This window comes from Micromonospora halophytica, from assembly GCF_900090245.1.
GTDB lineage: Bacteria > Actinomycetota > Actinomycetes > Mycobacteriales > Micromonosporaceae > Micromonospora > Micromonospora halophytica.
In genome coordinates this window covers 1-12,190 of the sequence record NZ_FMDN01000044.1, presented here as the reverse complement: position 1 = coordinate 12,190, position 12,190 = coordinate 1, and the positions used below count along the sequence as shown (strand labels likewise).

Here is a 12,190-nt window from a genome sequence, read left to right as displayed (position 1 = left end):
GGATCTGGTTCGCCCGCCGCAGCTCACGCACCTCCCGTTCCAACGCGGCGAGGCGTTCGGCGTCGCTGCTGGTGGTGCCCGGCCGGTCGCCGGCGGGTCGCGTCCGCGCGAGTGGTGTAGGAGACGGCCATCGCGGGATCCGGTCTGATGCTATGCGGCGATCGGGGTGGGGTCGGGCTGGTCGGTGTCGTGTTGATCGGCGTTGATCGTGACCATGCGGGCTTTGGCGAGTAGTTCCAGGCCCATGTAGCGGCGTCCTTCGGTCCACTCGTCGGTCTGTTCGGCCAGGACAGCGCCGACGAGGCGGATGATCGCTGCCCGGTTGGGGAAGATCCCGACGACGTCGGTGCGGCGGCGGATCTCCTTGTTCAACCGCTCCTGCGGGTTGTTCGACCAGATCTGGCGCCAGATCTCCCGCGGGAACCCGGTGAACGCGAGCAGGTCGTCGCGGGCGGCATCGAGGTGCTCGGCGGCGGCGGGGAACTTCGCCTCGATCGTGGCCACGACCCGCTGGAACTGGGCCCGGACGGCGTCGGCGTCGGGTTGGTCGAAGATCGTGCGGACCAGGGTCGCGATCCACGGCTGCGCCGACTTCGGCACCTTCGTCAGCAGGTTGCGCAGGTAATGGGTCCTGCACCGCTGCCACGATGCGCCAGGCAAGGCCGCGCCGATGGCGGCCACGAGGCCGGCGTGGGCATCGGAGATGACCAGACGGACTCCGGACAGGCCGCGGGCGGTGAGCGACCGCAGGAACGCCAGCCAGCCGGCCCCATCCTCGTCGGAGGCGACGTCCAAGCCCAACACTTCGCGTTGACCGTCGGCGTTAACGCCCACCGCGATCAGCGCGTGAACGTTGACGGTCCGGCCGTGCTCGCGGACCTTCATCGTCAGCGCGTCCATCCACACGAACGTGTAATGCCCGGAATCGAGGGGCCGGTTGCGGAACGCCTCGACCTGCGCGTCCAGGTGAGCGGCCATCTCCGACACCTGTGACTTCGACAGCTGCCGGATCCCCAACTGCTCGACCAGCTTCTCCACCCGCCGCGTCGACACCCCGAGCAGATAGGAGGTCGCCACCACCGAGACGAGGGCCTGCTCGGCCCGCCGCCGGTGCGTCAGCAACCAGTCCGGAAAGTAGCTGCCCTGCCGCAGCTTCGGGATCGCCAGGTCGATCGTCCCGGCACGGGTGTCCCACTCTCGGGCTCGGTATCCGTTGCGGGAGTTGACCCGCTCGTCGCTGCGCTGACCGTAGCCGGCGCCGCAGATCGCATCGGCCTCGGCGGACATCAACGCCTGCGCGAACGTCCTGATCATCGCCCGCAACACGTCCGACGACGCACCCTCGATCTGCTCGCACAGCAGGTCAACAGGGTTCACACTCTCAGATGCGGCCATCGCGCATCACTCTCCTTCGTTCGACTTAGCCGTCTCGAAGGATCCGCGGTGGCCGTCTCTCATCTACGCAACACGCCCATCACGGGCAAGTCGTACACCACTTCCCTGGACGCAACCTCGCCGGCGTCGGTCTCGGCCTTCTTCACCCACGTGCGCAACGCCTCCGGATGGACTCCAAGCTGGCCCGCGATCCGACGGATCGCGCCAACCGCGCTGGCCGGATCCCGGCGAGCCTCGACCGCCAACCGGGTCGCACGCTCACGCAGCTCATCGTTGTACTTCTTCGGTGCGGGCATCGCTGGTGTTCCTCCCAGGTTTCGATGTCTCCATCAAACCCGGTGCGGGACAGTCTCGGCCGCACATGTCGGTCTGATGCCTTGCGACGCGTGACCTTAAAGCTGTCTGACGGCGGAGTCGGCGACGGCGATGAGCCGCTGCTGCAGCTCCTGGTGGCCGCCGCTGCCGGTACCGAGCCAGAGCAGCTCGACTCGCAGGTTCCCGTCGTAGGCGACCAGGCGTGTCATGGCCGGAGATGGTGTCTCCATGAAGGTGGCTGCCGCGAGCCCTGCGACGTCGCGGGCGTGTCGGGCTCTGCCGTGCCGTTCGAGCGCGTACAGGCGGGCGATCTTGGTCGCGCCGTCGCCGTCGGCGGGAATGCCGGCGGAGATCAGTAGTTGCGATTCGCGTCCACCCGTCCCTGGGTAGATGACTGTGCACGTCGCGCCGCGCATGCGGGTGGGCTTCGGAGTACTCGGGCGGACGCTGGTGGGCCTCACGGTGCTGACCGCCGACAGATCGAGCACGGCGCACAGATCCTTGACCAACTCATGCTCCCGAGCTCCCGACGGTGGGGACAGCACCGGGTCCGACGTGGTTCCGTCGTCCTGCCGCGCCTGCGGTGAGGGAAGGCCCAATCGACGTAGCGCGCCGAAGATGGCCTCTGCCGTCTTGCGCAGGCGCGTAACCACGTCCGGGGGGCCGCCCGCCTCGTGGTCGGGCCAGTTGGCACGTACCAGAAGGTTGTCGTCGTGCATGGTGACCTGGTGGTCGCCGACAAGCCGGTACGCAGCGGCGGCTGTGCTGATCCCGTCGAGGTCCTGGATGCCGGCTGCGACGGAGGTATCGCTGTCGTGCCAGCGGCGGTAGCTGTCGGCTGCATCCTTGCTATCGCGGTATCGGATGGCGGTGACAGTGACCGCGTCGTCGTGGCCCCGTGTCCCGCCGACCCGAACCCCGAATGTGCAGCTCAGAGTTGGGTGGCCGTCCTCTTCACCCGTGATGCTGCGCGGTTGGCCGGCCGGTACTCCGGCCAGCGCGACGATCTCTGACGTACAGATGTCGCCATCCAGCGCGTACATGCCCGAGGGTTCACCCTGCTCGGTGCAGCTGGCAAGCGGGAGGGCGAGGAGGAGCGCCAGGTGGGCAGCGGTCAGCCGCGTCGGGATGCAGGGCATGGCGCCGGAGACTACCGGAGACGAACGGCTCGCCCAACGCCTGGTATGGGGAATGCGGCCGACAGACGCCGTACCCGACTCTGTCGAATGCTGTTCCCACCACCTCGACTTCCGAGCGCGGGTGCAGTCGCAGCATGCAGCGGTGTCACATTTCGATGGACGGTGCGCATCTGGGGCCAAGCCCCGAGCATGCCGGGGTTGACAGGTAGCAGCTCCTCGATGTGAGGCCAGATTGGAGCGGTATCGCGGACGTGAGTGTGTTGCTTCGGCAGCGCCTGTGAAGGCGCGCCGTGCGGTGTACGGCCTTGTATGGATCGCTGCAACGGCGGGTCGTGCCCGAGGGCGCGACCCGCCGTCGCTGGTTCACCAGCCGGTGGTGAGTTGCGTGCGCGGTCCCAGCATGCCGCCGGTGGTGCCTGGGTAGAGCCAGACGTTGCCGCTTGAGTCCCTCGCGATGACGTCGGGCTTTCCGTCGTGGTTGTAGTCGGTCAGACCGAACGACGTGTACGCCCCCCAACCATCGCCGACCTGCTTGATGCCCGCTGTACCGGCGGGCAGGTCGTAAAGTCGCAGGATGCCGGTGCTTGTTTGCCGACCGTAGACGTCCGGCGTGGCGTTCCCGGTGACGTTCGCTACGCCGAAGGGTGCGGTGTTGGTGGTCCAGCCGTCTCCGACGTCGATGCGGGTCGTCTTGCCGCCGGCGAGGCCATCTTCAGGGTGGCCAGCTTCGGGTCTGAGGCCGCTGATCGATTCTTCACGACGAAGACGTGGGAGAAGCCGCCCTCGGCGGTGACGCGGACTGTCAGGTCGACGCCGGGAAGGACATCGGCGTAGGTGGCGTTGGCCCCGGACAAGGTCGGAACGGGTAGAGGGAGCGGTGCGGTCAGGCCGAAGGCTCGATCTCCGCTGGTCATTTCCACCAGCGGCGCGGTGCCCCCGGGAGAGATGCGCACCGGGTTGGTGGTGACCTTGGCGGCGATGCTGCCGTCGGGCTTACGGATGAGGGTCGGGTCCAGTGCCTTCCATTGCCCGTCGATCCTTGCGCGGGTCGGAACCGCGAACTGGGTGAGCTCGACCGTGCCGTCCGGTCGGGCGGTGAGCGTCGTGGTCGACGTGCCGGCTCCGGTCGCCTCGACTGGCTCGCCGCTGCGCCTCGCCTCGATCATCGCCTGCTCCACCGTCAGCGTGGATACCTCTGTCACGGCTGCCTGGCTTGCCGCGGCTGGCGAGACTGAGGCGGTCAGTGGCGTGACCGCGCCGGCTAGGACGAGGCTGCTGGCCACCCCGAGCGCGGTGGACCTCCTCCAGCTCGTCCTACCTGGAGGGCTGATTCCGGCCATGAAGAGTTGCCTCCCCGTATGCGTGTTTGCGGTGCGCGCTGCCCGCGACCGATGAGCGGGCCCAGTGAAGCAGCCGGCACACCGTCCTGAGAACGTCGCTCCTCACGGCTGTGGATCTTGTTGTCTGCATTCGTCCCTAATGGAAAGCCAAGAGTCGATCATTGTTACCCGGCCGTGACCTTGAGTGTCGGTGTGCATGGCAGATTGGGTCCGCCACGGGGGCGTGAGGGATCACCCCTGCGTGGCTTCCTTGTATGCCGCAGAGGTGAGGTTCGGATGATCGCGCGCGGGGGAGCACGTCTGTTGGCAGGCCCCAGTCGCTGGGTTGCCACGGCGGTGGCTACGACAATGGCAGTGAGCTTGTTGTCGGGCGTGCCTGCGGTAGCGAAGCCTCTGGGCGATGAGGCGACCGCGCTGCCGACGCTGCCGCCAGGGCGTTCCGTCAAGGGTGTCCGGCCGCTGCCGACGAAGGTGATCACGCTACGCAACGATGCGAAATCGACCTTCCGTCCGACCCGGACAAACTGGCCGAAGGCTGCCTCGGCCAGCGTCGTGCTGCCTTCCACTGCCCAGGGCAACCCATCTGACGCATCCGTGTCTACGGCGAAGGTGCGCGCGGTGGGCACGCCGGTGTGGGCGCAACCCGTGCTGTCACCCGGACAACGCGGCGGTCCTGGCACGCTCGTCGTGTCCGTCGCGGATCGCAAGGCCACCGAGGCGGCCGGCGTGGAGGGCATCTTGCTGTCCGTAACGCCGGACGTCTCCGCCGGCACCGTTCGCGTGGGCATAGATTACGGACAGTTCGCCGAGGCCTACGGCGGCAACTATGGCGCGCGCCTGCGTCTGGTCAGCCTCCCGGAGTGTGCGTTGAGCACACCCGCCGTGGATGCCTGTCGCACTCCAAAGCCACTGCCATCGCACAACGACCTCGACGCCCAGACCGTGTCGGCGCAGGTGCCACTGTCATCGCCTGCCGCCGACGCCCGAACGTCGGCCGACACCGTTGTCCTGGCGGCCATCGCCACCGCCGGTGAAGACGGCGGCAAGGGCGGCACCTACGCCGCGACTGACCTGATGCCGTCGGGCTCCTGGAGCGCCGGAGGAAGCACCGGGTCCTTCACCTACTCGTATCCGGTGGAGGTGCCTGCGACGCGGTCGAAGCTCGCCCCGCAGATCAGCTTCTCCTACAATTCGGCCAGCGTCGATGGTAAGACGGCCTCCACGAACGCCCAGGCATCCTGGGTCGGCGACGGCTGGTCGACCCCACGGTCGTACATCGAGCAGTCCTTCGTCTCCTGCAAGGACGAACCCGGCGGCAAGACATCGCCGAAGGAAACCAGCGACTGGTGCTACACCGGCCCCGTACTGACCATCGCCCTCAACGGCTCGACCAGCTCACTGGTCTGGGACTCCACCAAGCAGATCTGGAAGGCGCAGAACGACAGCGGGGCCGTGATCACCCGCGTGATGAACTCGAGCAACGGCAGCGGCACCCGGCAGACCGACTACTGGCGCGTTGTCGAACGCGACGGCACGACATACGAGTTCGGCCGTAACCGGCTACCCGGCTGGACCTCCGGCAAGCCGGAGACCAAGTCCGTCGACCACGCCCCGGTCTACTCGCCCCATTCCGACGGGCCGTGCTACGACTCCGCCGGTTTCAGCTCCTCGGTCTGCACCATGGCATACCGGTGGAACCTCGACTACGTCACTGACGTCCACGGTAACGCCATGGCGTACTACTACGACCAGGCCGTGAACCACTACGGTCGTAACGAGGGGACCACCGATGTCCCCTACATCAGCGACAGTTGGCTGACTCGGATCGACTACGGCTTCCGCGATGCCGGCGCCTACGGCACGGTCCCCAACCGGGTGGTGTTCAACACCGGCGACCGCTGCCTATCGGGCACCTGCCAGCCGCTGAACTCCTCGACGAAGGCCAACTGGCCGGACGTGCCGTACGACCTGATCTGCAACAAGGACGTCGACTGCAACGCATGGAGCCCCTCGTTCTTCTCGACCGTGCGGCTGACCTCGATCCAGACACAGCAGTACGACACCGCGACGACGCCGTACAAGCCGGTGGACACCTACGCGCTCAGCCACACCCTGCCGCCGACGGGCGACGGCACCTCACCGACGCTATGGCTCGACTCGATCACCCGCACCGGGCACGACACCACCTCTGGCGGCTCCATCGACGCCATCTCGATGCCGTCGGTGTCATTCAGCGGCATCAAGCTGCCCAACCGGGTGGACGTCACGGGAGGATTTCCCAGCTTCTACCGCCAGCGCATCTTCGCCATCACGACGGAGACCGGATCGGTCATCTCACCGACCTTCGAGCTGCCGCAGCCCTGCGTCGCCCCGGTGACGGTGAGCCCAGCCTCGAACACGAAGTCCTGCTTCCCGATCTACTGGACGCCGGACGGCCTCACCAACCCGAAGCTCGACTGGTTCAACAAGTACATGGTCACCAAGGTCGTGGCCACCGACCCAACCGGCGGGGCTCCCGCTACCGCTACCAGCTACGAGTACGACGGTGGCGCCGCCTGGCACTTCGACGACAACGAGGTAGTCAAGGCCAAATACCGCACCTACGGACAGTTCCGCGGTTATGCCAAGGTTCGTACGCGCAGCGGTGATGGCGTGAACAACCCCCGCACCCTGTCCGAGACCGCCTACTACCGCGGCATGAGCAGGAACAACAACAACACCACCGTCGTCGACGTCACCGACTCCCAGGGCGGCAAGCACGAGGACCTCGACGAACTCGCCGGCCGGGCCCTGGAAACCACGAGCTACCTCGGTGACGGCGGCCCCATCGACAGTTCCGTCATCACGTCCTACTGGGTATCCGACGCCTCCGCCACCCGAGCCCGGACTGGGCTGCCCGCACTGACGGCAACCGTCGTCGCCCCCGTACAAGTCTGGCGGCGACAGGCCATCACCACGGACGGCACCACCAGCTGGCGATACAGCCAGACCGACATGTCGTACGACGCCTCGGTCACATCACCTACCTTCGGCCTAATCAAGCACCAGTACGACCACACGGTCCCGGCTGACCCGGCTCACGACGAGTGCACCAGCATCACCTACGCCCCGAAGAACACCGGACTGAACCTGGTCGGTCTCATCAGCCAGCAGGAAACCGTGTCGGTCGCCTGCGGCGGATTCACCCCCGGATCACCGACGTCCGTCCCGGACAAGATCAACACGCTCACGGCGCCGGCCACCGTCAACCGGCCGTCACAGGTGAAGTCCCACGTCCGGACGCACTACGACGACCCGACGTTCTCCACGACTTTCCCGCAGGCCGCACCCACACGCGGCACCGTCACCATGGTCCGTAAGGCATCCGACTGGGTCTCCGGCGCCTACGAGTACCAAACCACCGACCGCGCCGAGTTCGACCAGTACGGTCGCACGACCGGTTCGTGGGACGGCAACGGGAACAAGACCACCACGTCGTACACCGACAACGCTGCCGGCCTGACCACCGGTCTCAGCGTCACGAACGCTGACGGTCACCTCACGCAGATGACCCTCACCCCACCGCGGAACCTCCCGACCAGCACCACCGACCCCAACGGCATCGTCACCCGCACCCACTACGACGCACTGGGCAGGACCACCGCCGTCTGGCTCGCCTCCCGCGCCACCACCAGCCCGGCCAACGTCAAGCACTCGTACACGGTCTCGAAGACCGGGCCCACGGCGACGACCACCCAGCAGCTGAGCAACAGCAACGGCTACCGGACATCCACGACGATCTACGACGCCCTGCACCGAGTGCGCCAGACCCAGAGTGACACTCCCCAGGGCGGACGGATGATCACCGACTCGTTCTACGACAGTCGAGGATGGGTACGCGCCACCTACAACGGATGGTGGGACGCGGGCAGCCCGCCCGGCACCACCCCCGTGCACGCCGCCGACCTGGCCAAGCAGGTCTTCCACCAGACCTTCAACACCTACGACGGCCTGGGTCGAGTCATCGTCACCGAGAACGCCCGCGACGGCGTCGTCAAGACCACTACCAGGACCGTGTACAACGGCGACCGCACCACCGTCATCCCACCGGCCGGTGGGACCACCATGGCCACAGTGACCGATTCCATGGGCCGCGCCGAGAAGCTGCTGCAGTACACCTCCGAGCCGACCCTGCACAGCCCGACCAACCCATTCACCGGCCCCTACCACCTCACGGGCGGCACGACGGTGAGCACCACGTACGGCTACGACGGCCACGGCAACCAGACCACGCTGACCGACTCCGCCGGCAACACCTGGGTCAGCCGCTTCAACCTACTCGGGCAGGTCGTCGCCAAGGACGACCCGGACGCCGGGGAAAGCGCGATGCGGTACGACGGCGCCGGCAACCTGATCGAGACGACAGACAGCAGGGGCAAGACCCTCTCGTACACCTACGACTCGCTCCACCGCAGGACCGCAAGCTTCGCCGCCACAGTCGCTGACCAGGCTTCGGATAGCCAGCTGGCTGCCTGGGTGTACGACAATGACAACGCCGCATCGACCACGATGACCTACCCGATCGGCAAGCTGACCACCGCGACGGCCTTCCGCAACGACGCTGCCTACATCACCCAGTCTGCCGGCTTCGACGCGTTCGGCTCGTCCCTGGGCGAAACCATCACGATTCCCGCCGTAGAGGGCCCTCTTGGCAACACGTACGGCTTCAGCCACCGGTACAACGCCTCCACCGGCCTGCCAACCAGCGACACGTTCCCCGCAAGAGGCAACCTCCCCGCGGAAACGGTCCTTCGCAGCTACAGCGGCGTACTCGACCTACCGTCCGCCGTGGGCGGCCTGGCCAGCTACACCCGGTCGACAGAATACGACGCCTGGGGCCGGGTGACCCGCGCCATCGTGGGATCGACCACGAGCATGGCATCCATCCTCAACGTCTACGACGACCACAACAGCCGCCGCAAGCAGCAACACGTGGCCAAGACGACGACCTCCACCAGCGACGTCAACAGGTACGAGTACGAGTACGACCCGTTTGGCAACATCATCAAAACGGTCAACACCCGCTACGAGCCGTCGACCGTCGCGGAAACCCAGTGCTACCGATACGACTCGCTCCGTCAGCTGCGCAAGGCATGGACCGCGACCGACGGCTGCGCCATCACCCCGACCACCACGAACCGCACCATGGTCGGCAGCGGGATCGGCTCCACCAGCGCCTACTGGACCGAGTGGAACATCGACGCGCTCGGCAACCGCGAGAGCCAGACCCAGTACTCCCTGACCGGAGGCACGGACACCACCACCTCCTACACCTACGACGGCAACGGCGCTGGCCAGCCACACACCCTGACGGGCACCAGCACCACCGGCGGCCTCACCGGCAGCACCACCTACACCTACGACCCGGCGGGCAACATGACCACCCGCCAAGCCGGCCAAGGCACCCAAACCCTGAACTGGGACGACAGCGGCGAGCTGGCCTCAGTAACCGGCGGAAGCGACGGCGACAGCACCTTCCTCCACGACGCCGACGGAAACCTCCTCATTCAGAAGGACCCCGGCAAGACCACCCTGTACCTGCCCGGTGAACAGATCGTCCTGGACACCCAGACCCAAACGCTCAGCGGCACCCGCTACTACGCACTGCCCATCGGTGCCATGGCCCACCGGACAGGCAGCGGCACCGCCTACGGATTCACCATCCCCGACCACCAGGGCACACCAAGCCTCTACCTGAACAACACCGCGCAGGTACCCACCTGGCGGCAGTACACCCCGTACGGCGCACCACGCGGCACCACCGTCTCCACCCCAGACAACCGAGGCTTCCTCAACAAGCCCCTCAACCCCAACACAGGCCTGACACAGATCGGCGCCCGCAACTACGACCCCACCATCGGCCGGTTCGTCTCCGTTGATCCCCTACAAGACCTCGCCGACCCACAGCAATGGAACGGCTACTCCTACGCCAACAACTCGCCGGTGACGATGAGCGACCCGAGCGGCCTCATCCCCTCCGACTGCCTCGAATTCGACTGCTACGGATACGACCCCCGTCCCCTGCAGGAAGGCGACGGCCGAGGCGCCGGCGGCTGCCCAGGTGGCTGTGGCACCGACGCCAACAAGGAATGGGGAAAGAACAACGGCAAGAAGAGCACCAAGGCCAACCAGTCCAAAGACCCACGCAACCTGGGCTGGGGCATCGTCGTGCCGCCCACCGTCCCGAAGGAAGAATTCCTGCGCCGCTGGAACGAACAGCGCGCCGAGTATTTCGGGAACGGCAGGAGTCAGGGCAACAACGCTGACTGGATGAGAGCCGACACCCGCGCGCTGGCCATGCTCATCTGCGCGGAAATGGGCAGACCTGGCGGATGCCAAGAGTGGATCGGCAAGCTGTGGGACGGCCACTACAACTGGGGTGCCGAGAACCTGCCGGCCGACGACAAGCTACTACCGCCGAATGTCGGTGCCATGCTCAAGGGTGCAGGCCCTCGAGGCGGAAGCCCCGCACGTGGCTGCATGATGAGCTTCAGCGGCGACACCTACGTCCTGATGGCCGATGGCACTAGTAAGCGCCTCGACGAGATCGAGGTGGGCGACGAGGTCCTTGCAACTGACCCCGAGACCGGCGAACACGGACCGCGGGTCGTCGAACACGTCTGGGTTCACACGGACGAACTGGTCGACCTCAAGATCGGCGACGAACTCCTCACCACTACCGAGGACCATCCATTCTGGAACCACACCGAACTTGAATGGCAGCGCGCAGATGAGCTCGACCACGGCGCCCTCCTGGCTGGCCCAGACGGGCGTCGGCAGCCGGTCGGTGAGCTCCTGTTGGCAACAACGAGGGTATTGCCGGCTTACAACCTCACCGTCAGCGGTATCCACACGTATTATGTGCTAGCCGGCAACACGCCGGTCCTTGTGCACAATGCCAATCGCTGTGTCATATCTCCTCAGGGGTGGAAGCACGTCCAGGACTTCCATAGGCCGGGTGGTGTTGGCGTTGACCGTTCCAAGGGGGTGTTTACTGGCACGGACGATGAGGTTCAGGATCTCATTGGCCAGACGGTTCAGCGTGGGCGCCCTCAGAGGAATACCCAGGGTCGCGATGGAACGGTGTACGAATGGGACTTCGGGCGTCCGATCGGCACGAAGAGTAGGAATTCGGGCGGTGGAGAGGCGCAGCAAATCCGGGTTGTCGTAAATCCCGATGGCACGTTACGCACGGCGCATCCGTTCTAGGAGTAGAGTTGCTGGTCATCGGTTTTGTTGTCTTGCCACTGGACAGGGCGGTATCCCCTCTTTGGCAAGCTGATAGGCAGGTCGACTTGGGCGTGGTTTCGGAGATGGACCTGAGGTACGAGTATTTTTGGAGCCGAATCGAATTCACGGTAGACGGGGTCGACCTCGGTAGTCGATGGGGCGGCATGCCTCTGCTCGATTTCGCAGCATCAATCAAGAGGGTCCCCGATTCGATTAGTCGAAACGGGCGAGCGGAAATCGATCTTACCGAAAGCTCAACAATTATTTCGTTTGTGCGACACTCTGGGCTGGTCAGAGTGAGTGATACGGTATCGCAGGATGTCTGCTGCTGCAGCATGAGCGACTTGTTGGACGCTGTCAGTGCCTTTATTGACAAAGTTGCCACGACGTTAGTAGGTGCCCATCCAGATATTAAAAACAACGAATTCTTCAAGGAGTTAGTTTCGAGCTTGCGCTGACAAAATCCGTGAACAGCAACTTGTTTGAAACGAGCAGGTCTGGCAAGGACCAATCGCCATCGCCGCCAGCGGTGACGGGCGTTAACTGCTGGCGACCGAGCAACGTTTCGAACGTCACGCAGGCACCGGATCGAGGCTGAGCGCTGGGCAGAGCCCGAACATCTGCCGCTGACACAGTGCTAGCCTCGGCCCTTCGTTAAGGGCTGTCCAAGGAGTGGTCTGAAAGCAATGAAGTGCCTTCTGATCAGGGAAAATGGGACTTGCTGAGGGTCCG

7 protein-coding genes are annotated in these 12,190 nt (G+C 65.6%); 2 read left to right on the top strand and 5 right to left on the bottom strand.

Features of this window, described 5'->3' with window-relative positions; translation table 11 throughout:
* Window positions 1–150: 150 nt before the first annotated feature.
* The 5 genes from GA0070560_RS27590 to GA0070560_RS28465 form a co-directional block, all read right to left on the bottom strand.
* Window positions 151–1,395 (bottom strand): IS256 family transposase, encoded by a 1,245-nt coding sequence (locus tag GA0070560_RS27590; RefSeq protein WP_091303023.1) that lies wholly within the window; start codon window positions 1,393–1,395, stop codon window positions 151–153.
* Window positions 1,396–1,454: 59 nt separating this feature from the next.
* The gene (locus GA0070560_RS27585; RefSeq protein WP_091303021.1) at window positions 1,455–1,691 is read right to left on the bottom strand and encodes a transposase; all 237 of its coding nucleotides are present in this window, start codon (window positions 1,689–1,691) and stop codon (window positions 1,455–1,457) included.
* Window positions 1,692–1,787: 96 nt separating this feature from the next.
* On the bottom strand, window positions 1,788–2,849 hold the full coding sequence (locus GA0070560_RS27580; protein WP_091303019.1) for a hypothetical protein: 1,062 nt from the start codon (window positions 2,847–2,849) through the stop codon (window positions 1,788–1,790).
* 363 nt (window positions 2,850–3,212) lie between these two features.
* Window positions 3,213–3,386, bottom strand: a complete 174-nt coding sequence (locus GA0070560_RS30185; protein WP_425412732.1) for a hypothetical protein — start codon at window positions 3,384–3,386, stop codon at window positions 3,213–3,215.
* 95 nt (window positions 3,387–3,481) lie between these two features.
* Window positions 3,482–4,027, bottom strand: coding sequence for a hypothetical protein (locus GA0070560_RS28465; RefSeq protein WP_139131624.1), 546 nt, complete (start codon window positions 4,025–4,027; stop codon window positions 3,482–3,484).
* A 510-nt stretch (window positions 4,028–4,537) separates the two neighbouring features.
* Here GA0070560_RS28465 and GA0070560_RS27570 point away from each other — a divergent pair.
* On the top strand, window positions 4,538–11,437 hold the full coding sequence (locus GA0070560_RS27570) for an RHS repeat-associated core domain-containing protein (protein ID WP_245675758.1): 6,900 nt from the start codon (window positions 4,538–4,540) through the stop codon (window positions 11,435–11,437).
* Between the two features lie 8 nt (window positions 11,438–11,445).
* Window positions 11,446–11,916, top strand: a complete 471-nt coding sequence (locus GA0070560_RS28460; protein ID WP_139131623.1) for a hypothetical protein — start codon at window positions 11,446–11,448, stop codon at window positions 11,914–11,916.
* The last annotated feature ends 274 nt before the right edge of the window (window positions 11,917–12,190 follow it).